Raw genomic sequence first — 25,035 nt, forward strand, 5'->3', positions numbered from 1 at the left:
GGTTTGCGATGGTTGAGTCAATGAATAGTGGTCACGGCGCCGACATGCAGTCGGCTGACGAGACGTCCGCGCAGCCTATTGTCGAGCGAATCGACACCACTGCTACTTATAGTCACGAGTTCGCGGCTCAGGTCGCGGCAATGGGCGCCGATGTTTCGGTCGATGAGCAGTCAGCAATTTCTGCGCTGCCTTCAGGTTCTGCGCTGCTGATTGTGCGCCGCGGACCAAATATTGGTGCACGTTTTCTGCTGGATGCCGACATCACTACTGTTGGTCGTCATCCCGAGGCGGATATTTTTCTCGATGACGTGACTGTTTCGCGTCGTCATGTCGAGTTTTTGCGTCGCGGTACAACATTCGATGTTAAGGATTTGGGCTCGCTCAACGGAACGTATCTCGGGGGTGACCGCATCGAGTCGACCGCGGTTCTTCGTGACCGCGCTGAGGTTCAGGTTGGCAAGTACAGGCTGACGTTTTACGCGTCTCGCCGTGACCTTCCGTCGGCGGCTGGTAATTAGTGGCTGGGGTTGCGCGTCAAGCGCGTCAAGCTCCGGCGCCAGTACTGTTGAGTATTGGGCAAGTTCTCGCAAAACTCAGTCCTGAGTTTCCCGATCTCACTCCGTCGAAGCTTCGGTTTCTTGAGGAGCGCAAACTCGTGGCGCCGGCACGAACGGCGTCGGGGTATCGCAAGTTTTCGTCGTCCGATATGGAGCGACTTCGTTTTGTGCTTTCCATGCAGCGAGACCATTATTTGCCGCTCAAGGTAATCCGTGGCTACCTCGAAGAAATGGATGCCGGGCGCACTCCTGAACTTCCTGGTGGTGCCGTTGCGGCAGCATCGATGCTGTCGGCCGAGCGCAAGCTCACGCGGGAAGAGTTAATTCGCGAAGCTGGCGCAAGCCCCATGCTTTTGAGCGATGCGATTTCGTCGTCGCTTATCGTGGCGTCCGATGTTTTTGGCGAAGATTCGCTTGCGGTACTGAAGTCGCTTGTCGAGCTTCAGCGCAGTGGAATTGAGCCGAGGCACTTGCGTGGCTTCCGTGCGTCCGCTGAGCGCGAGTTGGGGCTCATTGAGAGCGCACTGATGCCCGTAGCTCGTCGCAAGGATGCATCGAGCCGGGCTCGCGCTGCAGAGATGGCTCGTGAAATTGCGGGCCAGCTAGAGATTGTTCGCAGCAGTCTTATCCGATCTGCCCTTAGTCGACTCGATTCGTAGTACGGTCGATTCGTTGATCGTTTTCTGGTTGTGGCCGGGCGCGATTAGCTGACGTTGGCACAGTTACCCTGACTAATTCCGACACGCCGCGGAGTTTTTGCGAATGTCGTTGATCGATGCGGCGGGCGTGACTACCGTGGGGTAACACGAAAGATTAAGCGTCAACTTCAACATGAAGGTTGATCGTTTCTCGTGCTGGTCGAATCAGAATCTAGAGGGGCAATGCCATGAGTGAATTGAGCCGTAGCGAGACATCACGCTACGATCTTGGCCTTCTCTTCACTGACGGAATGCCCGACCTCGATGACTCAGCAGGCTACCGCGGTGCGGTCGCCGCTCGGGCAGCAGGAATCAGCTACCGCCAGCTCGACTATTGGGCCCGCACAGAGCTTGTTGAGCCAACCGTTCGTGGCGCAGCAGGATCAGGATCACAGCGACTTTATGGGTTCCGCGACATTCTGGTGCTCAAGCTCGTGAAGCGCCTTCTCGACACCGGCATCTCTCTTCAGCAGATTCGTATCGCCGTCAACCAATTGCGTGAATCAGGCATCCACGATCTCGCCCAGACCACACTCATGAGTGACGGTGCCAGCGTCTACCTGTGCACCTCGAATGACGAAGTCATTGACCTCGTCAGCCGCGGCCAAGGCGTTTTCGGTATCGCCGTTGGCAAGGTGCTTCGTGAAGTTGAGACAAGTCTCATCGACATCGACACTGTCAAGGGCGAAGACCCCATGGATGAGCTGGCGAAGCGCCGCGCTTCCCGCGCTTCCTAGACGCACTCTGTAGCTACACCTTCGCAGGCACGCCCTGCGGGTCAGTACCGTGCGGAAACGCTAGTTGTTGTATTCACCCATTCTCGCAGCGCGCATGACGCGATCGAGAAGCTGGTCGAAGTAACGCGCCATCTCTTGGGCGCTCTCGCCGGGCCAGACGTGGAGTGGCTTGGCCGCTCCCTGAGCCTGCTGCAGCGATGTGCGTTCTGGCAGCTGGGGGGAGAGGACGAGCGGCCCAAACATGTCTCGCAGTTCCTTGATGCGGAACTGGTGTTCAAGCGATTGTGAGCGCAAGCGGTTCACGATGATGCCGAGTGGTTGAAGTCGTGGGGATAGTCCTCGACGAATTTCTTCAATCGCTCGAAGGGCGCGGTCAGCGGCAGCAACCGAAAACAGGCCAGGTTCAGTGACGATGGAGACGCGGTCGCTGGCCGCCCACGCGGTTCGCGTAAGAGCGTTGAGAGACGGTGCACAGTCAATGAGCACCAGATCGTAGTCAGCCTCGACGTTGGCGAGAGCTTCTTCAAGCTTCCAGATCTCGCGGATGCTCGGGTGCGGGCCATCAAAGTTGATCGCGGATGGCGATCCGATGAGTACATCTACCTTGCCGGGGCGGCCCTTAGTCCACCCGCTGGGGGCGATTGCCGCGCGCACGATCTTCTCTTTAGGAGAAGCGAGCACGTCGGCAATGTTGAGGTGACCGGTGACATCGATGTCCATTCCGGTCGACACATCCGACTGTGGGTCAAGGTCGACGACGAGGGTTCGAAGACCGCGAGCAAAAGCTGCCGAAGCGAGCCCAAGCGTCACGGTCGTCTTTCCAACGCCCCCCTTGAGGGAACTAACGCTAAGTACGTGCACGAGTAACGACGATACCTTCACTACAGTTAAGAAACCTAAAACTCCGCCAACTTTTGCGCACCCTTGAGGAAACTGCCAGAGTTCAATCACTCTAGGCTTGGTTTTTGTCAGGAAGGATCGAATGTTTAAGAAGATTCTCGTTGCTAACCGAGGTGAAATCGCGATCCGTGCAATGCGCGCGGCTGTCGAACTCGGTGCACGAACTGTTGCTGTTTTTCCCTACGAGGATCGAAACTCGGTTCATCGGCTCAAAGCGGATGAGGCCTACCTCATTGGTGAAGAGGGGCATCCTGTACGTGCCTATCTCGACGTTTCGGAGATTATCCGCGTAGCTAAAGAGTCGGGTGCTGACGCGATCTACCCCGGTTACGGCTTCCTTTCGGAGAACCCGGAGCTTGCTCACGCAGCAGCGGATGCCGGAATCGCCTTCATCGGTCCGCCGACGAAGGTTCTTGAGATGGCTGGCAACAAGGTCACAGCCAAGGAGCACGCTATTGCTGCGGGAGTTCCCGTGCTCAAGTCGACTCCGGCAAGTACTGATCTTGATGAACTTCTCGCGGGCGCCGATGACATCGGTTTCCCCATTTTCGCTAAGGCAGTTGCTGGTGGTGGCGGGCGCGGAATGCGTCGAGTGGAGAAGAAAGAAGATCTCCGCGATGCGCTTGTCGAGGCTATGCGTGAAGCGGAAAGCGCTTTCGGCGACCCGACAATGTTTCTCGAGCAAGCGGTTGTGCGACCACGCCACATCGAAGTTCAGATCCTTGCGGATTCGCACGGCAACATCATTCACTTGTTTGAGCGCGATTGCTCCGTTCAGCGTCGGCACCAGAAGGTTGTCGAAATCGCTCCAGCCCCCAACCTTGACGAGAACACTCGACAAGCGATGTACCGTGACGCCGTCGCCTTTGCGAAGTCTATTGACTACGTCAATGCCGGCACTGTCGAGTTCTTGCTCGACACGGCGGGGGAGCGCAAGGGTGAGCACGTCTTTATCGAGATGAACCCGCGCATTCAGGTGGAGCACACTGTCACTGAAGAGGTCACCGACGTCGACCTCGTTCAGTCTCAGATGCGAATTGCTTTTGGCGAGTCCCTCGAAGAATTGGGGCTCCGTCAAGATGAGCTCAAGCTCCGCGGAGCAGCCCTCCAGTGCCGCATCACGACCGAAGACCCGGCGAGTGGGTTCCGGCCTGACACCGGAAAGATCACGACGTACCGCTCGCCTGGTGGCGCGGGCATCCGTCTGGATGGTGGAACGGTTTCTGCAGGGGCGCAAATTTCTCCGCACTTCGACTCCATGCTCGTGAAGATGACGTGCCGCGGTCGTGATTTTGCGTCCGCTGTGCGACGCGCACGTCGTGGACTGGCTGAGTTCCGTCTTCGCGGTGTGACGACAAACATCCCGTTCCTTCAGGGAGTGCTCGATGACCCGGAGTTCATTGCGGGAGATTTGAGCACGGCGTTCATCGATGAGCGCCCGTGGCTCGTGAACTCACACCGGTCTAAGGACCGTGGAACAAAGATCTTGACCTGGTTGGCTGAAGTGACCGTCAATCAGCCCAACGGCGACGGTGCAGGAATCATCAACCCGCAGCTCAAGTTGCCTCAGGTTGATCTTTCCCTTGAGGCTCCTGCCGGTTCACGCCAAAGACTGTTGGAACTGGGCCCTGCCGGCTTCGCTTCAGCTCTTCGTGAGCAGAAAGCTCTCGCGGTAACAGAAACGACATTCCGCGACGCCCATCAGTCGCTCTTGGCTACTCGCGTGCGAACTCGAGACTTAGTTGCTGTAATGCCGCATGTTGCGCGGTTGACTCCGCAATTGCTTTCGGTCGAGGCCTGGGGCGGGGCAACGTATGACGTCGCTCTGCGTTTCTTGGCTGAAGATCCGTGGGAGCGCCTCGCGTCAATGCGGGAGGCTCTACCTAACGTGGCCATCCAGATGCTTCTTCGCGGTCGCAACACTGTCGGCTACACCCCGTACCCCACAGAGGTTACGGATGCGTTTGTCCGTGAGGCTGCGAGCACCGGCGTCGACATCTTCCGCATTTTTGATGCGCTCAACGATGTATCTCAAATGCGCCCGGCAATTGACGCAGTGCTCAACACGGGCACCGCCGTCGCTGAGGTCGCCCTCTGTTACACGGGTGACTTGCTCGATCCGAATGAGGACCTGTACACCCTCGACTACTACCTCAAGCTTGCCGACCAGATCATGGAGAGCGGCGCTCACGTGCTCGCAATCAAGGACATGGCTGGGCTGCTGCGTGCAGAGGCCGCAGAGACCCTCGTGGCCGCGTTGCGTGAACGTTTCGATGCTCCGGTGCACGTGCACACTCACGACACGGCAGGCGGCCAGCTGGCCACCTTGCTTGCGGCGTCGCGTGCGGGTGCGGATGCCGTGGATGTCGCTAGCGCTCCGATGGCGGGTACGACAAGTCAGCCATCCATGTCGGCTCTCATCGCTTCGCTCGCGCACACCGAGCGTGACACGGGAATCTCGCTCGATGCGGTCTCGGATCTTGAGCCGTATTGGGAAGCCGTTCGCCACACTTACGCCCCATTCGAGTCAGGACTTCCTGGACCAACGGGCCGCGTTTACCACCACGAGATTCCTGGTGGTCAGTTGTCGAACTTGCGTCAGCAGGCGATTGCGCTTGGCCTTGCCGACCAGTTCGAGACCATCGAGAACCTCTATGCTGCTGCCAACAAGATGCTCGGCCGTCCGCCAAAGGTCACTCCGTCCTCGAAGGTTGTTGGAGATCTCGCCCTGGCGCTTGCTGCAGCGAAGGCAGATCCAGCGGACTTCGAGGAAAATCCGGACAAGTACGACATCCCCGACTCGGTCATTGGGTTTATGGCGGGGGAGTTGGGTGAGCTTCCTGGCGGTTGGCCAGAGCCATTCCGGTCGAAAGTCCTCAAGGGCCGAAACGTCAAGATTGGTGTCGAAGAGGTCAGCGCTGAAGACCAGGCTGCTCTCGACGGTGAGCCAAACGAACGTCGTTCCGCCCTCAATAGGCTTCTCTTTGCTGGACCGACCCAGATTTTCGAAAAAGCTCGTGAGGCCTATGGAGATCTCTCCGCTCTCGCAAGCACCGACTACCTTTATGGTCTCCAGCAGGGCAACGAACATGTCGTCGAAATTGACAAGGGAGTTCAGCTCTTCGTCGGGCTTGAGGCGATCGGTGAAGCAGATGAGAAGGGGATGCGCACGGTTATGGCCACACTCAACGGCCAGTTGCGTCCGGTCTTCGTCCGAGACCTGAGCATTAAGGTCGACTCGACGTCAGCTGAAAAGGCCGATGCGTCGAAGCCGGGTCATGTGGCAGCGCCATTCTCGGGGGTTGTGACGCTTCAGGTCGAAGAGGGCACACAGGTTGAGGCAGGCCAGGCGGTTGCGTCAATTGAGGCAATGAAGATGGAAGCGGCGATCACTACGTCGGTTGCTGGCAGGGTCAAACGGCTCGCCATTCCTCAGACGCAGCAAGTGGATGCCGGAGACCTGCTTGTAGAAATTGAGCCAAGTTAGTCACGCCGACGTGGGCTCCGAACGAGGCTCTTTTGAGGCAAGGGTCACGTTCGGTGCGTATACGCGGTAAAGTTGTGTGTTTGCTTTCTGAAAGGGATCGATAAGTGGCTACTAAGCGCAATGAACCCGATGTGCAGTCGTCCTCCGACGACGAAAGTTCGTCGACCGATCACGACTCGAAAGATTCGACGGTAAAAGAGGCACCGAGCACTGAAAGTCTCACGTTCACGTTGGCGTTGCCGACTCAGGTTCGGGAGACTCCAGAGCACGAGGCGGCTGTCGCTATCGACGACGTGCCGGTCAACGCCCACCACGTTGACCCTGCAGCTATGGCAACGACTTCGGTGTCCTTTGTTCCATCTGCCGTGGTCACGATGCCTGCAGAGACTGCCCAAGAAGCGGCGGTTATCCCGGAATTGCCTCCGGTAGATCACCCAACGACACGTCGCGGTCGACAGCGCACCGAGGTTCGCGCTGCACCAGAAACGGCGACGATGCTCACCGCCGAACGTCTCATCAATCAGGGCAAGAAGAACCGTCGTCCGGCACCTGAGGGCTTCCTGCAGGAGCTTGTCTATGCGCTCACCTTCCACTTGGTGAATCTGGGTGACTCGTACTACGTACGGGAGCGCAAAGCGCTCGAGGCGCGCATTACCAAGACCTTTATCGGTGGTACTCGCTTCGTTCCTGTGCTCACTCGCAAGGGTGGTGTCGGAAAGACGACGATCACAGCTTTGCTCGGAATGGCATTGGCAGATACTCGTGAAGATCGCATCATCGCGATCGATGCCAACCCTGACCGCGGAACCCTCGCGGAACGCATTGACAAGCAAACGCGGGCCACCGTGCGCGATGTCGTCATGCGTTCTGATGGGCTTCACACTTTTAGCGAGTTTCAGACGGTCGTGTCGCGAGACGAAACACGACTCGATGTTCTGGCCTCAGACACCGACCCCCACGTCTCTGAAGCCTTCGACGAAGATGACTACAACGTCGTTGCGGATATGGCAGAGCGATTCTATTCAGTAGCGATCACCGACTGTGGTACCGGAATTGTGCACTCCGTCATGCGTGCAACCCTCCAGCGAGCTGACTCCATTGTCATCGTTTCGGGTGGCAGCGTTGATGAGGCCCGCCTCGCATCCGAAACTCTCACGTGGCTTGAATCCAACGGCCACGCCGATCTCGTAAAGAACGCTGTAGTCGCACTGAACACGGCGACGCAGGGAACTAACTTGGTCAAGCTTGAGGAGATCGAGGCGCACTTTAAGTCGCGAGTACGGGAGATCGTTCGCGTTCCTTATGACCCCAGCCTCGCCACGGGTTCGGTTGTGCACTACCGCGACCTCAACAAGCTGACTAAGAACGCTGCACGTGAGCTTGCGGCAGTTGTAATGGACGGCCTCCCAGAGGTACGGACCGACTAAAACTATGGCTGTTCGTGAGATTCGCCTCTTTGGCGATCCCGTGCTTCGTTCCCCGTGCGACCCGATTGTTATCGGAGACCCGCATGCTGCAGCGCTTATCGATGATCTGATTGAATCTGTTCAGGTTCCCGGCCGTGCCGGATTGGCCGCCAACCAGATCGGTGTTGGATTACGAGCCTTCAGCTACAACGTTGACGGCGAAATCGGATACATCATCAATCCGGTTCTCGTTGAGGTGTCTGGCGAACCAGAGCTCGTCGAAGAGGGTTGCCTATCGGTGCCCGGGTTCTACTTTCTTCGTCGCCGGCACCCGTTCGCGCGCGTGACCGGCGTTGACCTTGACGGCGAGCCGATTGAGCTCAGCGGAAACGGGCTTATGGCTCAAGCGCTCCAGCATGAAACTGATCACCTTGATGGACATCTGTACATAGAGGGCCTTGAACCCGAGTCGAAGCGCGAAGCGATGCGCGCTATTCGCCAAGCATCCTGGTACTAGCGCCGTCATTCGTCGCTCGTAGGCGCAGTCGCTTGTAGGCGCAGCCGCTTGTAGGCACAGAAAACCCCCGTCGTGTTTGCCCACGACGGGGGTTTTCTCGTGCTCGAGCTTTCCGGCCCGGCAACTACTACTTGAGCGAGATTCCTTCAGTAGCCGGTGAGTTCGAGTACAGTGACTCGATTACATCAGCGAAGTCGGCAAGAATCACGTTGCGCTTGATGCTCAATTTGGGCGTGAGGTGTCCGCTGGCTTCCGTTAGATCCGCATCGAGGATGTGGAACTTGCGGATCGACTCTGCTCGGGAGACCCGCGCGTTTCCGACATCAATAGCGCGCTGCACTTCGGCGAGTACCGCAGGGTGCTTTGCTGCTTGATCAAGGGTCCAGGTTGCATCTAGGCCGTTGTTGTTGAGCCAGACGGGGAGCATCTCTTCATCGAGGGTGATGAGCGCCGAGATGAATGGGCGCTGTTCACCAACGACGACAACTTGACCGATGATCGGGTTGGCGCGAATGGGATCTTCGAGTGCCGCAGGGGCGACGTTCTTTCCGCCGGCGGTTACGATGATCTCTTTCTTGCGTCCGGTGATCTCGAGGTAGCCGTCTTCGTCGAACTTGCCGATGTCGCCGGTCTTGAACCATTCGCCGTCGAACACTTCGTCGGTGGCTTCTTGGTTGTTCCAGTAACCGTCAAAGACACACACGCCTTTGGCTTGGATTTCGCCATCCTCGGCAATGCGCACCGAAACACCGGGCAGCGGTGGCCCGACTTTGCCAATCTTGAAGTTGGATGGCTTGTTCACGGAGATCGGTGCCGTTGTCTCGGTGAGGCCGTAGCCTTCGAGAATTGTGAGGCCCAAGCTGCGGTAGAAGTGTCCGAGGCGAAGCCCAAGAGGCGCTGAACCGGAGACAGCGTACTTGACTCGTCCGCCGAGGGCAGTCCGAATCTTGGAGAGAACTAGGCGGTCGAAGATGGCGAACTGAATCTTGAGACCCAGCGGAACGTGACCGGCATCTATTGCTTTCGAGTGTGCGATCGCGACATCTGCTGCCTTGCGGAAAATCTTGCCCTTTCCGCCAGCTTCTGCCTTCTGTTCTGAGGAGTTGTAGACCTTCTCAAAGACGCGAGGCACCGCCAAAAGGAACGTCGGTTTGAATGACGCCATCGAGGGCAAAAGCAGCTTGGTGTCGGGCTGGTGCCCAACCTTAACTCCGCCGTGGATGCACAGAATGGAGATGAATCGAGCGAAGATGTGCGCCGTTGTGATGAACAGAAGCGTGCTCGAGTCGGGATTGACAACCTCAGGAATGGCCTTTTGTGAGTTACGGCACAGTTCCACGAAGTTGGAGTGGGTAATTATGCAACCCTTGGGCTTGCCCGTTGTGCCTGAGGTGTAGATGAGCGTGGCGAGATCCGCACCTTTGGCAAGGTTGCGACGGCGCTCAATTTCCTCATCGGTCACTGCAGTGCCTGATGCGGCTAGCTTGTCAATATCACCGAGGTCGATCTGCCACACGTTAGCGATGGCGGGCACGTCAGCACGAATCTCATCGAAGCGCGCGAAGTGATCGGGAGTCTCGGTGATGATGGCAATCGCACCAGAGTCAGTGAGATTCCAATGGATTTGAGTTGGCGAGCTGGTTTCATAGATCGGAACAAGCACGGCACCGGCGAACCAGGTCGCGAAGTCGATGAGCGTCCACTCATAGCGCGTCTTGCACATGAGCCCGATCTTGTCGCCGGGCTGTATGCCTGCGGCAACGAGCCCCTTAGCGACGGCCTTCACCTGAGCTAGGAACTCTGATGACGTCACGTCACTCCAGCCGCCATTGGCTGTGGGGAGTGAGAATAGGGCGTTATTTGGCGTAGCCGCGACGCGATCTATCAGAAGATCGGTTGCGTTCGCTTCCGGGTCAGCCTCAACTAGGGCTGGTACATCAAACTGTTTCACGGCAACTCCTTTGGCACCGGTAAGGTGGTCTACTCCACTCTAGCTAGGTCTTGCGGGTCAGACCATGCGCGCATTGGCGCGGGAGAATATTTGCACCCGTTTGTGGGGTACGTTCGGGCGCGCTGTAGAGTAGAGATTCGCGCGAGCAGGAGAAAGAGGCACCATGTTCTATTGGTTTATGAAGAATCTGGTGGCCGGCCCCATTCTGAAAACGGTGTTTCGGCCGTGGGTTTCTGGGCTCGAGAACCTGCCACGCAAGGGCGGCGTGATCCTCGCAAGCAACCACTTGTCGTTCATTGACTCGGTCTTCTTGCCGTTGGTGATGGATCGGCGAATCTTCTTCCTTGCCAAGAGCGACTATTTCACCGGCCGCGGCATCAAGGGCTTCTTCTCTCGCGCTTTCTTCAACGGCACAGGAATGCTTCCGATTGACCGCTCAGGCGGAAAGGCTTCCGAGGCCTCGCTCAATACGGGACTTGCGGTTCTCGCTCGCGGTGAAGTTCTTGGCATCTATCCGGAGGGGACACGTAGCCCAGATGGCAAGATGTATCGCGGTCGCACCGGTGTAGCGCGCATGATTCTTGAGGGCCATGTTCCTGTGGTTCCGGTTGCGATGATCGACACTGAGAAGGTCATGCCGATCGGCACCAAAATCCCGCGCATGGGTCGCATCGGAATCGTCTTCGGTGCGCCGCTCGACTTCAGCCGTTTCGAAGGTATGGAAGGCGACCGCTTCATTTTGCGGTCCATTACCGACGAGATCATGTACGAGCTCAACCGCATCAGCGGTCAGGAGTATGTGGATGTGTACGCTACGTCGGTCAAGGAACGCGCGGCTGCTCCTCGTCGCTGACCGTGACATTCCGTACCCCAGTGAGCCGGTAGGCTCGTAGTGGGTCACAAGCCCAGCCATTTTCGCAGTAAATGTATGAAGGAATCTCCCTGTGGTCGACCCGTCAGAACCAGTCGTGCTCGCTGATCCAACCGTGATTGCCGGTCTAGACAACTGGCGCACCCTCCCCATCAAGCAGCAGCCACAGTGGCCGGATGCTGTTGCGGTTGGCGAAGCCTCGAGCAAGATCGCTTCCCTTCCTCCGCTGGTATTCGCTGGCGAAGTTGATCGCCTGCGTTCACGGCTGGCGCGTGCTGCACAGGGAGAAGCTTTCCTCTTGCAGGGTGGTGATTGTGCAGAAACTTTTGCTGGCGCTACGGCCCAGCAAATTAGTGATCGCGTCAAAACGATTCTTCAGATGGCCGTTGTCCTCACGTATGGTGCCTCAAAGCCGATCGTCAAGATGGGCCGCATGGCTGGCCAGTTCGCCAAGCCACGCTCAAGTGACTTTGAGACACGCGGAGAAGTAACCCTTCCGGCCTACCGTGGCGACATCGTCAATGGTTTTGATTTCACTCCAGAGTCGCGGACCGCTGATCCAGCACGTCTGGTTGAGGGCTACCACACGGCGGCATCCACTCTGAACCTCATTCGCGCGTTCACACAGGGCGGCTTTGCCGATCTGCGCCAGGTGCACTCCTGGAACAAGGGCTTCGCGGCTAACCCGGCGAACCGCCAGTACGAGAGTCTCGCGAAAGAGATTGATAAGGCAGTGCGCTTCATGGAGGCGGCAGGTGCCGACTTCGACGAGCTCAAGCGCACGGAGTTCTATTCAAGCCATGAGGGCTTGTTGATGGACTACGAGCGCCCTATGACTCGCATCGATTCGCGCACGGGTACTCCGTACAACACCAGCGCCCATTTCCTGTGGATCGGGGAGCGCACTCGCGACCTCGACGGTGCGCACATTGACTACTTCTCGCGGCTGCGCAACCCGATCGGTGTGAAGCTCGGTCCAACGACGACTCCTGAGACGATGAAGCAGTTGATCGACAAGCTCGACCCCGAGCGTGAGCCGGGTCGACTTACCTTCATCACTCGTATGGGAGCTGGCAAGGTTCGCGACGCGTTGCCGCCGTTGCTCGAGGCAATCAAAGACATGGAAGCTACGCCGCTATGGGTCACCGACCCGATGCACGGCAACGGTCTCACGACGCCCACTGGCTACAAGACTCGTCGCTTTGACGATGTCGTTGACGAGGTCAAGGGGTTCTTCGAGGCCCATCGCGCTGCGGGAACATACCCTGGTGGAATCCACATCGAGCTCACTGGTGATGATGTCACCGAGTGCTTGGGTGGCTCAGAGCAGATCGACGAGGCCACTCTGGCAACCCGCTACGAGTCGCTGTGCGATCCTCGACTCAACCACATGCAGTCGCTTGAACTTGCTTTCTTGGTTGCCGAAGAGCTTCGCGCCTTCTAGCCTCAAACGCTTGACGTTGAACAACGACGCTCGCTAGCAGTCGTCCCGGCAAGGAACGGACCGCTAGCGAGCGTTTGTTTTGGTGAGCCAGTATTCGGCCGGGCACCGACAGGCGTCAATGCACGGCTGAAACGGGCAGGCTAGCCGTAGATCGTGACGTCGGCGCCACGCTTGATCATTTCTCCGCCAGCGGGGTCTTGATCAGTCACAACCGCAGGAGGGAAGCTCCAGAAGATTTGCTGGATGGCAGTGTCAACGGTGACGACGAATCCGGCTTCTTCGAGCTCGCGCTTAGCGGCGGCAATATTGTCACCGATGACATCAGGAACCTGAACGAGATCGGGTCCGCGAGAGATAATGAGCGTTGCGGTGTCGCCCTCGCGGAACGTGCGGGCAACGCCATCCGCGTTCTTCTCGGAGTCAATTGCGACGACCGTTCCTTCGGCGCAATCGTTGAAGACTTCGATGCCCTTTACTGCATCGAGTTCGACACCAGCGAGAATTTGCGACGCTTCCTCGAAGGTCGCGCAGGAGACGTTTGGTAGCGGCCCCACTGAAACGATGAGAGTGACTTCTTGCAGTTCGCCGTAGGTCTCTGAAGCAAGGATCGAGGCCCCATCAACGCCGAGGACGTCGATTACGAGTCCAGCACCGATATCGCCGTTGAACTGCTTGATTACGGGCTCGACGAGAGTGAACGGAGCGGCTTCGATGGCATCTCGTGCTTCTTGTTCTGTCATTCCCGCGAACGCCGGCACTGCGATGGGCTCGGGGCCCTTCGAGATGAGCAACGTGACGGCCGAGCCATTGGGTACCGCTGAACCAACGGCTGGCGTTGAGTTGGCTACCAGATCAATGGCGACCACGGGGTCAAACGTTTCGCCAAGTTCGTCGCTCACCGTGAGCCCGAGATCTTCCAGAATTGCCCGCGCCTCATCTGGCGTACTGCTCGTGATGCTTTCAGGGATCGTCACTTGCGAACCAGGACCAGAGCCGAAGTACCACCCCGCGCCAGCGGCACCGCCGACGAGCAACACAATGAGTACGAGCAGCCACCATCCACGTGACTTCCGTTTGGTCGCGCGCGTCGAAAGCGTTGTGGTGTTTTCTGACACTTGAGTCGGCGCGGGTGGGGCAACCTGTTGAAGTTCAGCGCCGAAGATCTGTGTTTCGGCCGTCGACCCGAGTGACTCCGCAGCAGGAGCGCTTGGCAACACCATCGTGCGCTGCACCGCTGTTGAGGCTGTCGGCGGCAACGCTGTCATCAAAGAACTGTGCGTTTGGTAGAGCTGATCGAGTAGCACCCGCGCGTCACGCGGACGATCATCCGGTTCGCGGGCGGTTGACCATAGGACAAGGTCGTCGAGTTCTGCTGGCACTAAGTGATTTGCTGCGCTGGGGCTGGGCACCGCATCGTTGGCATGCTGGTACGCAATCTGCATGGGCTGCTCACCCTTGAAGGGTTGTTCGCCAACGAGCATTTCGTACATCATGATTCCGACAGCGTAGATATCGCTGCGGGTGTCAGCTACACCTCGAGTAACGAGTTCGGGGGAGAGGTACGCGATCGTACCCAGCAGCGCTGCACCGGTTGCCGTGTTTGCGCTGGCAGCACGGGCTAAACCGAAGTCGCCAATTTTGATTCGCCCGTCGTCGGCGAGCAACACGTTTTCTGGTTTCAGGTCGCGATGAACGATGCCCGCTTTGTGGGCGGCGGCAAGTCCTGCGAGCACAGCCTCCATGATGTCGAGCGTTTGCTCGGTAGTCAGGATGCGATGCTCGAGCAGAAGGTCGCGGAGCGTAATTCCCGGAAGATACTCCATGACGAGATAAGCCATGTCGCTGTCTTGACCCTGGTCAAAAACGTTGACCACGTTGGGGTGCGCTAGGCGTGCAGACGATCGCGCCTCTTGAACGAAACGTTCTTTGAACTTGCTGTCGTCGGCAAGATGGCCGTGCATTATCTTGATCGCGACCTTGCGCTCAAGTCGAAGATCGGTTGCGAGGTAGACGGTGGCCATGCCGCCACGGGCAATTCGCGAACGGATCTGATACCGGCCGTCGAGGAGACGGCCGATCATCGGATCTGTAGTGTTCGCATTCACTCTGCGAGTCTAAAGTTCTGAGCCGTGAGAGTACCGCTAGACACGGCTGTTCGGCAGGTTAGCCGAGTTCTTGCAGCCACGAACGGGCCGAGGTCTCCCATTTTGCGTATGCATCTGGGTAAGCCGAGATCTGAACTGCCTGTGCAGCACGCGTCAGGCTCATGTCTTTCCAGCCTGAGATCTCGAGGAGACCGCGGGTCACGCCCTTGTTGGGGTTGCTCGGTCCGCCATAGAAGAGTCGTGCGGCGTACGACGGAGTGGTGAGTTGAGTAACGGTGCCCCACCCGGCGCTGGGCCGCTGCTGGAACAGCCCGACTGAGTCTCGGTCGCCCCAGTTGAGATTGCGCAGACTCGATTCCTGCATCGCCGTAGCGAGAGCAATCGTGATTCCGTAGTCGGAAACTCCCAGATCACGGCCAACCTGAATGACTACCTGCGCGTTTGCACGCATCTCGGCGGTCAGATAGGTCACATTGCCGCCGCTGCTTGCAGGAGCCGCGCTCGACGACGGAATCGTGAGCTTGTCGCCGATGTGGATAATGCTTGCGGAGCTCAGCCCGTTCGCGTCGAGTACCGCTTGGGTAGAAAGCCCGAAACGTTTGGCGATTGCTGAAACTGTGTCGCCCGATACAACCAGATAACTACTGCCGGATACGACGGGTGCTGGTGCTGGCGCTTCCGCGACGGGAGCGGGTGCCGGTGCTGGTGCTGGTTCTTCGTCAACGACGGCAACGTCTTCGGTCTGATCACCAGCTTCGGTAGTGCTCTCGGCAGAGTCGTCAACCGCGCTGCTGGCGGCATCCGACGCATCGTTGCTGTCATCATCCGTCGTGAAGTCGTATTCCTGAGTGTCTTCCTGCGCGCCTTCGCTTGGTGAACTGAGGTTGCCAGGAATCAGAATGGTTTGGCCAGGGTAAATGATGCTCGACCAGCCGAGGCCGTTTGCTGACATCACCGAAATTGTCGAGACACCAAACTTGTTGGCGATTCCGCTGATGGTGTCGCCAGCAACGATTGTGTATTGACCATTGGTTGTCTTGGTGTGGCTAACGCTCGGCAACGGTGCTGCTGCGCCCTTGGTGAGCGTTAGCTGCTGCCCGGGAAAGATCATTGATGACCAGCTGAGGCCATTGAGCGCCAGAACGGATGCTGTGGACAGCCCATAGCGAGACGCGATGTCGCTAACGGTGTCTCCTTCAGCGACGGTGTAGCTCGCCGGGGCTGGTGAAATCACTGTCGCGGCGGCCTCGGTTGCGATTGCAGCGGCGCGTGGGGTCGGCTTCTTTGCCGTCTCGGTCGACAGGCCAGGATCGTTCGGAGTTTCTGCATTGACGGGCTCGACTGGACCGGTCAGGTTGAAGGTAGCTGCAGCGAGTGATCCGACGAGAATTACGGGAACCGTGTTCATGAGATTGCGGCCGGCTCGGGCTCGCTGTTGAGCTAGTCGTCGTGCGCGCTCTCCGTTGTCGGTTGTCGCGGGAACTAGTCCGGCGAAAACTGTGTGAGCAACACTGTCGGTGTCGTCCATTGTGAAATGTGTCATTTTGTCTTCCTGCTCCCGGCCCCGAGAAGGTGTGGGTGATCACCTAGATCACGGCGCCAACGCTGTCACAGAAGGTGCCTAGTGTCAACCATCGTGGCTGGTGTGGCTAATGTGACTGAAGTTATCTAAGTCGACTCGTGAATATTCTGTATATGCCGTGCTAACTGTCAGGTTTTCCACAACGGCCGTGGCACTCTTAAGGGGTGACTGAATCACCCACCATTAACTGGCTCACCGTTCCTGACCTCACCGAGCAGCTCGGCTTGAAGGTCAGCCAAGTTCGCCGCCTTATTGAAGAAGGCGCTCTACTTGCGAGCAAGATCGACGGAGTGTGGCAAGTTCCCGACGTCTTCATCGTCGATGGGGCACCGCTGCGCGAGCTCAAAGGCACCGTCATCGTTCTGAGCGACGCTGGCTTCACTTCAGACGAGTCGATGAACTGGTTGCTCAACGCCGAACCGAGCTTGGGTGTTTCACCCGTCGAAGCATTGAGAGCCGGCAGAAAAGCCGAAGTGCGTCGAGTCGCCCAAGCTCTCGGCTTCTAGGCGTTCGGCACCACGGCTCTCCTTGGCGTTCTCCTCCGAGGCCGCAACAATCTTTTTACGATGTGCGAGTAGTAGCTGCCGTCGCTAGCTCAAGAAGTCGCGCTCGAGCTGTCGGCGCCAGGTTCGCGTTCTCAATCGATTCGCAGGCGCGCTCGAGATTCCGTGCGATTACTTTTTCAATCTGATCGACGGCACCCGAATCCTGAAGTGTCGAGCGAATCATATTGACCTGCTCTGTCGAGAGATCGGGGTCGCCGAGAAGTTCATCCAAGATTGAATTGGCGCTTGCCGGGAGTTTCTGGCGAGCAATGGCGATGATCGCGGTTCGTTTTCCTTCACGAAGATCATCGCCAGCAGGTTTACCGGTCAACTCAGGGTCGCCAAATATCCCCAACACGTCGTCCCGAAGTTGGAATGCGACACCGAGGGGGAGCCCGAATGCTCGCAACGCGTCGATCTGTTCTTCGCTTCCCGCGCCCAGACTTGCGCCGACGGCAAGCGGAGCTTCGACGCTGTATTTTGCCGACTTGTAGATCAATACGCGCTGTGCCCGCTCTAGCGCTTCAGACTCGGGATAACTTGCCCACGCGCTTTCGTCGTGGATGTCGAGAAACTGGCCAGCCATTACCTCAGTTCGCATCGTCATAAATTCTCGACGAGCGGCCAGCGCTGCCGGTCGAGGAAGCATGGCGATTCCGCGTCCAAGAAGTTCGTCGCTCCAGCCGAGAAGAAGGTCGCCGAGGAGTAATGCCGAGGACTGGCCGTACGCTTCTGCGCTGCCGGCCCAGCCGCCATCCCGATGCATTTGCTCAAAGCGACGGTGTGCAGCTGGCGCGCCGCGTCGAGTGTCAGAACGGTCCATGATGTCGTCGTGAACGAGCGCTGCGGCGTGAAAGAGCTCTAGCGCCGATGCCGACATAAGAACGCCAGGCAATGCGCCTGCAACAGCGTCATCGTCTAGAGGGCTTTCTGCCGAAGGTATTCCCGCGACTGATTGCCAGCCCCAGTAGCAAAAGAGTGCGCGAAAGCGCTTTCCGCCAGAGAGTAGATCACCCCCGACGTCGATCAGGGAAGTGAGTTCGGGCGCGATCGCGTCCAGCTCCGCACGCTTTTCGGCGAGGAACTCGTCAACGTTCAGCTGGACAAGGTCAACTAACTGGTTACTCTCAGGCACTTGTCTAGCCTAGCGACTGAATCGGGGCGTACTATGGAGGCCTAGCCGTGGATCCCATAGAGAGGGGAACGGAATGCCGCTTTCAGAGCAAGAGCAGCGGGCCCTCGATGAGATGGAGCGCAGCCTCTATCAAAACGATGCTGATTTCGTCAGTACAGTCAGCCCTCGTCGTGGCAAGCCCAACTACCGAATGATGGTGATCGGCGTTCTTGTCGGTGTCGCCGGAATTATTGCCCTCCTCACGGGAGTCATCATCCAGCAGCCCCTTGTCGGCGTGCTCGGCTTTATTGTGATGTTCGTTGGTGTGCTTCTGTTTGTCTCACCACCGCGTTTGAGCGCCGCAGATGCAGCGGATGCATCGCCCTCCACTTCATCGCGTCGAGCAACGAAGCGTGGTGCGTCATTCATGGACACCATCAACAGTCGTTGGGATCGCCGCCAGGACGGGCGCAGCTAACTCCAACCCTCTCCACTTTTAGGACCAGCCTTCGGGCTGGTCCTTTTTTTTGTGCCCTAAACGGGGTCAGTTTGCTGCGTTCTGCCAAATTTGCTCCATTTTCCTCCACCTGCTTATCCCTTATGTTTACTGACTTCTTTCAAGGTATTTTGATATTTATGGGTAAAAACCTTAGATAAGTGGTTGAAAGTGGAGTAAAGTGGAGAACACCTAAATCTGGGCCGGAGAATGAGGGGGAGTAGCCATGTTTCTTGGCACCTATGCCCCCAAGCTCGATGACAAGGGCCGCATCATCCTCCCGGCCAAATTTCGTGAAGAGCTCGCGTCAGGCGTGGTCGTTACCCGTGGACAAGAGCGCTGCCTCTACGTCTTCAGCCAGCGCGAATTCGAAGTAATGCACGAAGCAATTCGCAAGGCGCCTGTAACAAGCAAGCAAGGGCGAGACTTTCTTCGTCTCTTTCTCTCCGGTGCAAACCAAGAGACACCAGACAAACAACACCGGGTCACCATCCCAGCCGGGCTGCGCGAATACGCAGGCTTGGGGCGTGACCTCACCGTCATCGGTGCAGGCAACCGCGCTGAAATCTGGGACACCGAAGCCTGGAACACCTACTACGCGGCCAGCGAGGCCGACTACGTCAACACCACCGAGGAGGTGATTCCGGGACTCTTCTAGCTCTTCGACGCTGACTCCCAGCCGAACGCCCTGATTTTCTTCCCCGATATCAGGTCGCATCGGATGGGGATCAGCCTCCGAGAACTAGCCCGTACACCATGGCTGATAACACCATCCACACCCCAGTGCTCCTTGAGCGTTCGATCGAATTGCTTGCACCGGCACTGGAATCACCAGGCGCCGTGCTCGTTGACGGCACCTTAGGCATGGCCGGACACGCTGAGGCTTTCCTCCAGCGGTTCCCTGAGCTCACGCTCGTGGGCATTGATAGAGACGAGGACGCTCTTGCTATCGCTCGACGTCGGCTTGAGCCTTTCTCTAGCCGCACGCACTTTGTTCATGCTGTCTACGACGAGATTCCGCAGGCACTCGCTTCGCTGGGATTCCCGAGCGCTCAAGGAATCTTCTTCGACCTCGGTGTCTCGTCGCTCCAACTCGACAGAGTTGAGCGCGGGTTCTCCTATTCTCAAAATGCTCCGCTAGACATGCGAATGGATGTCTCGACACCGATAACGGCCGAGCACATCCTCGCTACCTATAGCGAACTAGAACTTCGCCGCATCTTCTACGCCTACGGTGACGAGAAATTAGCACCTCGATTTGCGAGTCGGATCGTGCAATTTCGCGAACAGCAGCCGTTGACCACATCGGCGCAACTAGTCGAACTGGTAATCGCGGCTACTCCCGCAGCCGCTCAGCGGGCTGGGCACCCCGCAAAACGTGTGTTCCAAGCCCTCCGCATTGAAGTAAACCAAGAACTTTCCGTTCTCGAACGCGCAATCCCCGCAGCGATCAACTCGCTAGACATCGGCGGCCGAATGGTCGTGCTGGCATATCAGTCGCTCGAAGACCGCATCGTCAAGCGTGAACTTCAACGACGGTCGCGGTCGACGGCGCCTGCAGGCCTTCCTGTCGAGCTTCCCGAACACAAGCCCGAATTGAAACTGCTCGTTCGAGGCTCTGAACAAGCAAGTGACGCAGAACAACAAACCAACCCCCGCGCCAAGCCCGTACGACTGCGAGCTATCGAACGAATGCGAGTCATCTCATGAGCACTAACCTCGCTTATGCGCAGCCACAGCACGAACCAACCCCTCGTCAGCGACCGTCTCACATCGAGATCGTCACGACTCGGGCCCAGCGAAAGGCCCGTCCGCGGGCTCTTTATGCTGTCGCTACCGTGGCCAGCATGTTTGTGATCCTCGCAGCCCAACTGCTGCTGAGCATTGTTGTTACTCAGGGTGCTTACCAGATTGATTCGCTGCAAGACCAGCAGAAGCTTCTGAACCGCACCGAGCAGAATCTCCTCGAATCGCTCGCGCTGCAATCGTCTTCGCAGAATCTTGCAGCACAAGCAGCTGGCTTCGGAATGGTTCCCAACTCCACTCCGTATTCGCTCAACGTCGCTACTGGCTCTGTTTTCCAGCTTCCCGGCAGTGCGGACCCCACCGGTTGCGGCGGAAAGTGCGGCCTCGTTGGCAACACCCTGCTCACCGGAATGCCTCTCGTAAGTGCAGAGGTCGCTGCCGCGGCGAAGGCAGCCGATGCAACGGCAGCTGCGGCTGCGGCAACCACGGCAGCAACGGTTTCGAGTTCATCGACTGCTTCTGCATCCACCGCCGCGCCAGAGGTCGCTAATAACGCGATTCCCGCGCCTGTCACGCGATGATTGAACCAATCACACCGGGGGAGAACCGATGAAGCCGCGCTCGACACGTGCCAGAATCACGTTTGTTGTTTTTACGATTCTCGCGTTGAGCGCAGTTTTCATGATCCGGCTCATAGACCTTCAGGTTGTTCAAGCTGAGACGTTGTCTGCAGAAGCAGATACGAAACGCACGCTGACCCGAGTGACCTACGGAACGCGTGGAGACATCGTTGACACGCGCGGAGCCGTTCTTGCCGACAGCGTCGAACGCTTCGACATTGTGATCTCACCGCGGGTGACTCTCTTAAGGGAGAACGCGTCTGTCGTCGTTCTAGAAGATCTCACCAAAATCACCGAGCTGATTGGGGGAGACCCCGCGGCGTTGCTGACGATGATCCTTGAGAACCCGGACTCCGACTTCGAGTATTTGGCAAAAGGAATCACGCTCGAGCAGTACCAAGCGGTAGCCAAACTCGATATCGCTTGGCTGTACTACGAACTGCGCCCAGACCGTAGCTACCCCAACGGCGAAGTTGCCGGCAATCTCGTCGGGTTCATCGGTACCGATGGTGCGCAAGCGGGGCTCGAACTGACCGAGGATGAGTGCCTAGCGAGCCAGGATGGCGAAGCGAGCTATGCCCGTGGAGAAGATGGGGTTGCGCTGCCAGGTAGCTCGGTAGACATTCTCGAACAAAAAGACGGCGGCACTCTCAAACTGACCATTGATCGAGATCTGCAGTTCTATGTGCAGCAGCGGATGGCGCAGACAGCAGAAGCGCTTGGTGCTACTTGGGCAACCGGAGTGGTCATGCGCGTCAGTGACGGACACCTCATGGCGGTAAGTGATTGGCCGACCGTAGACCCCAACAACGTCAACCTTTCTGATGTGGGAGATCTCGGCTCCCGTGCATTCAGTACCCCCTACGAGCCAGGTTCCACGGTGAAAGCCCTTACCGCTGCATCGCTCATCGATTCCGGAGCGGCAAATCAACGCACGCAAGTGGTTTCGCCATACGCACTTGAGCTTGCCAATGGTGGCGGCGTCATTAGTGACTCGTTTTATCACGCCGACCAGCGACTGACTCTCGCCGGTGCACTCGTTGAGTCCTCGAACACCGCAATCGCTCAGTACACCGATTTGCTCAAGGCTTCGGCTCGCCACGACTACTTGCAGGCATTCGGCCTCGGAGAAGAGACGGGTATCGATTTCAACGGTGAGTCGAGTGGCACCCTGTACGAAGCGAATAACTGGGATGCGCGTACCAACTACACCGTGCAATTCGGCCAGGGTCTGAGCGTGACATCTATCCAGATGGCTAGTGCTTACCAGGCACTCGGCAACGACGGCGTTCGGATTCCACCATCGATCGTCGAAGGCTGCTACTGGCCAGACGGCAGTGTCACGGATACGCCTTCGGCCGACGGAGTTCGAGTTATCTCGAAAGAAGCATCTGAGCAGACTCTTCAGATGATGGAAATGGTTTATAGCTCGAGCGGATCAGCTCCGAACCTGCAGATTCCCGGATATCGAGTAGCAGTCAAGAGCGGAACAGCGCAGGTCGCCGAGAACGGCGGCTATGGCGACAAAGTCGTTATCTCCTACGCTGGGATCGCTCCAGCAGACAATCCTGAGTACGTTGTGATCGCGACCGCCGGTATCCCAGATACCATCTATTCGGGCGCTATTGCATCGACATTCCGAGACATTATGGCCCAGACGCTTACCACCTACCGTGTTACTCCGTCGGGAACTGCGGGACCGGATCTGCCATTGCGCTGGTAAGTTTTCCGCGCGTTCACCCAACCTGGAGCACACCACGTGATCGAACTGACTATCGCCGAGATTGCCACCGCCGTAGGTGGAACCCTTGTTGACTCGGCAACCGGATACCGTCAGTTGCCGGCTGTAGCCGTGCAAACGGACTCGCGGTTGAGCACAGCGGGATCGGTGTTTTTTGCGCTTCGGGGAGAGACAACAGACGGGCACCTCTTTGCCGCCAGCGCGGTTGCCAACGGCGCTGAACTGGTCGTTGCCGAATACCCCCTTGACCTGGATGTCGCGCAGATCATTGTCGCTAACGGAGTGCACGCACTCCAGGCACTCGCCCGCACTGTCGTCGCTCGCGTTCGCGCTAAAGGAGATTTGAAGGTTGTTGCCGTCACAGGGTCAAATGGCAAGACCACAACGAAGAACATGCTGCGGAGCATCCTCGAACGTCAGGGTGAGACTGTTGCACCTCAGGGCTCATTCAACAACGACGTTGGTGCACCGATCACCATGCTTGGCGTGACGCACGAAACCAAGTACCTCGTTGTAGAAATGGGTGCAGACGGTGTCGGCGACATCACCCGACTGCAATCGATCGTGATGCCCGACGTCGGAATCGTGCTCATAGTTGGGCTTGCTCACATCGGAAAGTTTGGCGATGCGGCGACGACTGCCATCGCAAAGTCCGAAATGGTGACCGGGCTGCCGCCGGAGGCAACAGCCGTTCTCAACTACGACGACGGTCGAGTTAAAGCGATGGGCGCGCTAACCGAGGCTGCCGTTAGTTCCTTTGGGCTCGACGCAAGCGCGGATGTCTGGGCTGACGAAATCGAGGCGACCGCTCGCGGCACCGCATTTGATCTTCATATCGGTGACGACACCATCCCGGTGCAGTTGCGGATCCTTGGTGAACACCACGTCACGAATGCCCTTGCTTCGATTACAGCAGCGCGAGCCCTTGGCATTGACCCTCAGAGTTCAGCGACCGCACTTGAGTCGATCGAACGAGCCGAGCGTTGGCGCATGGAACTGCTCGCTGGTCCCGGTGGCATCACCGTGATCAACGACGCCTACAACGCGAGCCCCGATTCCATGGCGGCGGCTTTGAAGACACTCGTGCAGGTCGTTGGCCCGAAAAACAGATCCGTCGCAGTGCTTGGGGAGATTGCCGAGTTAGGCGACTATGCCAACGAAGAACACGATCGCATCGGGCGACTCATCGTGCGCTTGAACGTGCAGAAGCTGATTGTTGTTGGCCACGCCGCCCGCCACATCCACAACGCTGCCGGTCTCGAAGGTTCGTGGGATGGAGAGTCGGTACTCGTGGATAGCGTCGAAGAGGCATACGCTGTGCTGCGTGAAGAACTGCGAGAGGGCGATGTTGTGCTGGTGAAATCGTCGAACTCTGCTGGCCTTCGGCACCTGGGTGACCGGATCGCGGGTGTAACGGCATGATTGCCCTCCTCATAGCAGCGGGTTTCTCGCTCATGTTCACCCTCCTGCTGACGCCACTGTTCATTCGCCTATTTGTGCGACTCAAATGGGGTCAATTCATTCGGGACGATGGTCCTGAGAGCCACCACACCAAACGTGGAACGCCCACGATGGGCGGAATCGTCTTCATCATTGGCTCGACCGCCGGCTACTTTGTCGGTCACTGGGTAGCCCAGGAAACTGTCACGCTTTCGGGTCTTCTCGTGATCTACCTCATGGTCGGATTGGGTCTGATCGGTTTTCTCGACGACTTTTTGAAGACCCGCAAGCAGCGCAGTCTCGGACTCGGCGGTTGGTCGAAAGTGGCCGGACAGGTAATAGTTGCAGCCGGTTTTGCCGCTCTCGCGCTCAACTTCCCTGATCCGGGAGGACTCACACCGGCATCCACAATGATTTCCGCAGTTCGGGATATCACTTGGCTGGATCTCGCGACGTTCGGCGTCGTCGCCGGTGGGATATTGTTCGCGATTTGGGTGACTCTCATCATCGTGAGCGCTTCTAACGGAGTAAACGTAGCGGATGGTCTCGATGGACTCGCCACTGGATCAGCAATCTTCGCGATCTCCTCCTACATTGTCATCGGCTTCTGGCAGAATAATCAGTCATGTAGCAACATTGGAATCGACCGCGAAGTGCTCTACAAGTGCTACGACGTTCGTGACCCACTAGATCTCGCCATCATCGCTGCGGCAATCGCTGGAGCGCTCATCGGATTCCTTTGGTGGAACACCTCCCCGGCTCAGGTATTCATGGGCGACACCGGCTCGCTGGGACTCGGCGGTGCGCTTGCCGCGCTCGCCATCATGAGTCGCACCGAGTTGCTGCTCGTTCTCATCGGAGGCCTCTTCCTTATCGTCACCGGTTCAGTGATCCTTCAACGGGTGTACTTCAAGATCACCGGTGGTAAACGAATCTTCTTGATGAGTCCGCTGCACCATCACTTTGAACTCAAAGGCTGGGCAGAAGTCACGGTCGTCGTGCGCTTCTGGCTAATCGCCGCCCTCTTCGTTGCCGCCGGCGTCGGCCTCTTCTACCTCGAATGGATTAACCAGTAGCT

Annotated in this window: 21 protein-coding genes; 16 read left to right on the forward strand and 5 right to left on the reverse strand. The window is 57.8% G+C overall.

The window, feature by feature from the left end:
- Positions 1 to 8 precede the first annotated feature (8 nt).
- The 3 genes from ACOH1Z_RS00490 (at position 9) to ACOH1Z_RS00500 (ending at position 1,992) form a co-directional block, all read left to right on the forward strand.
- A complete protein-coding gene (locus ACOH1Z_RS00490; protein ID WP_449646550.1) occupies positions 9 to 518 on the forward strand; it encodes an FHA domain-containing protein in 510 nt (169 codons plus the stop codon).
- Entirely contained in the window at positions 518 to 1,216 is a 699-nt protein-coding gene (gene ftsR, locus ACOH1Z_RS00495) for a transcriptional regulator FtsR (RefSeq protein WP_449646551.1), read from the forward strand. Before ACOH1Z_RS00490 ends, ftsR begins: the two co-directional genes overlap by 1 nt.
- A 227-nt stretch (positions 1,217 to 1,443) precedes the next feature.
- Positions 1,444 to 1,992 carry a MerR family transcriptional regulator gene (locus tag ACOH1Z_RS00500; protein WP_449646552.1) on the forward strand — a complete coding sequence of 183 codons (549 nt, stop codon included), beginning with the start codon at positions 1,444 to 1,446 and terminating at the stop codon, positions 1,990 to 1,992.
- Positions 1,993 to 2,052: 60 nt separating this feature from the next.
- Here the strand turns inward: ACOH1Z_RS00500 and ACOH1Z_RS00505 are convergent, their stop codons facing one another.
- Positions 2,053 to 2,853, reverse strand: a complete 801-nt coding sequence (locus tag ACOH1Z_RS00505; protein WP_449648168.1) for a ParA family protein — start codon at positions 2,851 to 2,853, stop codon at positions 2,053 to 2,055.
- 121 nt (positions 2,854 to 2,974) lie between these two features.
- On the opposite strand from ACOH1Z_RS00505, the gene ACOH1Z_RS00510 reads away from it, so the two are divergent.
- From ACOH1Z_RS00510 to def, 3 genes are all read left to right on the forward strand, one after another.
- Positions 2,975 to 6,379, forward strand: a complete 3,405-nt coding sequence (locus tag ACOH1Z_RS00510; RefSeq protein WP_449646553.1) for a pyruvate carboxylase — start codon at positions 2,975 to 2,977, stop codon at positions 6,377 to 6,379.
- A gap of 104 nt (positions 6,380 to 6,483) precedes the next feature.
- Positions 6,484 to 7,806, forward strand: coding sequence for a MinD/ParA family ATP-binding protein (locus ACOH1Z_RS00515; protein ID WP_449646554.1), 1,323 nt, complete (start codon positions 6,484 to 6,486; stop codon positions 7,804 to 7,806).
- 4 nt (positions 7,807 to 7,810) lie between these two features.
- Complete coding sequence (gene def / locus ACOH1Z_RS00520; protein ID WP_449646555.1) at positions 7,811 to 8,302, forward strand: peptide deformylase; 492 nt, start codon at positions 7,811 to 7,813, stop codon at positions 8,300 to 8,302.
- A 127-nt stretch (positions 8,303 to 8,429) separates the two neighbouring features.
- Here the strand turns inward: def and ACOH1Z_RS00525 are convergent, their stop codons facing one another.
- Complete coding sequence (locus ACOH1Z_RS00525) at positions 8,430 to 10,253, reverse strand: AMP-dependent synthetase/ligase (RefSeq protein ID WP_449646556.1); 1,824 nt, start codon at positions 10,251 to 10,253, stop codon at positions 8,430 to 8,432.
- Positions 10,254 to 10,416: 163 nt separating this feature from the next.
- On the opposite strand from ACOH1Z_RS00525, the gene ACOH1Z_RS00530 reads away from it, so the two are divergent.
- Both ACOH1Z_RS00530 and ACOH1Z_RS00535 read left to right on the forward strand, forming a co-directional pair.
- Positions 10,417 to 11,106, forward strand: coding sequence for a lysophospholipid acyltransferase family protein (locus ACOH1Z_RS00530; RefSeq protein WP_449646557.1), 690 nt, complete (start codon positions 10,417 to 10,419; stop codon positions 11,104 to 11,106).
- Between the two features lie 91 nt (positions 11,107 to 11,197).
- Positions 11,198 to 12,568, forward strand: coding sequence for a class II 3-deoxy-7-phosphoheptulonate synthase (locus ACOH1Z_RS00535; RefSeq protein ID WP_449646558.1), 1,371 nt, complete (start codon positions 11,198 to 11,200; stop codon positions 12,566 to 12,568).
- Between the two features lie 140 nt (positions 12,569 to 12,708).
- Here the strand turns inward: ACOH1Z_RS00535 and pknB are convergent, their stop codons facing one another.
- A complete protein-coding gene (gene pknB / locus ACOH1Z_RS00540) occupies positions 12,709 to 14,673 on the reverse strand; it encodes a Stk1 family PASTA domain-containing Ser/Thr kinase (RefSeq protein WP_449646559.1) in 1,965 nt (654 codons plus the stop codon).
- Between the two features lie 58 nt (positions 14,674 to 14,731).
- Positions 14,732 to 16,081 (reverse strand): LysM peptidoglycan-binding domain-containing protein, encoded by a 1,350-nt coding sequence (locus ACOH1Z_RS00545; RefSeq protein ID WP_449648169.1) that lies wholly within the window; start codon positions 16,079 to 16,081, stop codon positions 14,732 to 14,734.
- Between the two features lie 338 nt (positions 16,082 to 16,419).
- Between ACOH1Z_RS00545 and ACOH1Z_RS00550 the strand changes: the two genes are divergently transcribed.
- Entirely contained in the window at positions 16,420 to 16,761 is a 342-nt protein-coding gene (locus ACOH1Z_RS00550; RefSeq protein WP_449646560.1) for an Rv2175c family DNA-binding protein, read from the forward strand.
- 55 nt (positions 16,762 to 16,816) lie between these two features.
- Here the strand turns inward: ACOH1Z_RS00550 and ACOH1Z_RS00555 are convergent, their stop codons facing one another.
- Positions 16,817 to 17,935 carry a polyprenyl synthetase family protein gene (locus tag ACOH1Z_RS00555; protein ID WP_449646561.1) on the reverse strand — a complete coding sequence of 373 codons (1,119 nt, stop codon included), beginning with the start codon at positions 17,933 to 17,935 and terminating at the stop codon, positions 16,817 to 16,819.
- 73 nt (positions 17,936 to 18,008) lie between these two features.
- Between ACOH1Z_RS00555 and ACOH1Z_RS00560 the strand changes: the two genes are divergently transcribed.
- The 7 genes from ACOH1Z_RS00560 to mraY all read left to right on the forward strand — a co-directional run bounded on the left by ACOH1Z_RS00560 (position 18,009) and on the right by mraY (position 25,033).
- A complete protein-coding gene (locus ACOH1Z_RS00560) occupies positions 18,009 to 18,392 on the forward strand; it encodes an SCO2097 family morphological protein (protein WP_449646562.1) in 384 nt (127 codons plus the stop codon).
- A 244-nt stretch (positions 18,393 to 18,636) separates the two neighbouring features.
- On the forward strand, positions 18,637 to 19,068 hold the full coding sequence (gene mraZ / locus ACOH1Z_RS00565) for a division/cell wall cluster transcriptional repressor MraZ (protein WP_449646563.1): 432 nt from the start codon (positions 18,637 to 18,639) through the stop codon (positions 19,066 to 19,068).
- Positions 19,069 to 19,166: 98 nt separating this feature from the next.
- Positions 19,167 to 20,120 (forward strand): 16S rRNA (cytosine(1402)-N(4))-methyltransferase RsmH, encoded by a 954-nt coding sequence (rsmH, locus tag ACOH1Z_RS00570; protein WP_449646564.1) that lies wholly within the window; start codon positions 19,167 to 19,169, stop codon positions 20,118 to 20,120.
- Entirely contained in the window at positions 20,117 to 20,737 is a 621-nt protein-coding gene (ftsL, locus tag ACOH1Z_RS00575; RefSeq protein ID WP_449646565.1) for a cell division protein FtsL, read from the forward strand. The genes rsmH and ftsL overlap by 4 nt, the downstream gene beginning before the upstream one ends.
- A gap of 100 nt (positions 20,738 to 20,837) precedes the next feature.
- The gene (locus tag ACOH1Z_RS00580) at positions 20,838 to 22,499 is read left to right on the forward strand and encodes a peptidoglycan D,D-transpeptidase FtsI family protein (RefSeq protein ID WP_449646566.1); all 1,662 of its coding nucleotides are present in this window, start codon (positions 20,838 to 20,840) and stop codon (positions 22,497 to 22,499) included.
- A gap of 36 nt (positions 22,500 to 22,535) precedes the next feature.
- Positions 22,536 to 23,939 (forward strand): UDP-N-acetylmuramoyl-tripeptide--D-alanyl-D-alanine ligase, encoded by a 1,404-nt coding sequence (locus ACOH1Z_RS00585; RefSeq protein ID WP_449646567.1) that lies wholly within the window; start codon positions 22,536 to 22,538, stop codon positions 23,937 to 23,939.
- Entirely contained in the window at positions 23,936 to 25,033 is a 1,098-nt protein-coding gene (gene mraY / locus ACOH1Z_RS00590; protein WP_449646568.1) for a phospho-N-acetylmuramoyl-pentapeptide-transferase, read from the forward strand. Before ACOH1Z_RS00585 ends, mraY begins: the two co-directional genes overlap by 4 nt.
- Positions 25,034 to 25,035 lie beyond the last annotated feature (2 nt).

It is taken from the genome of Rhodoglobus sp., from assembly GCF_053580035.1.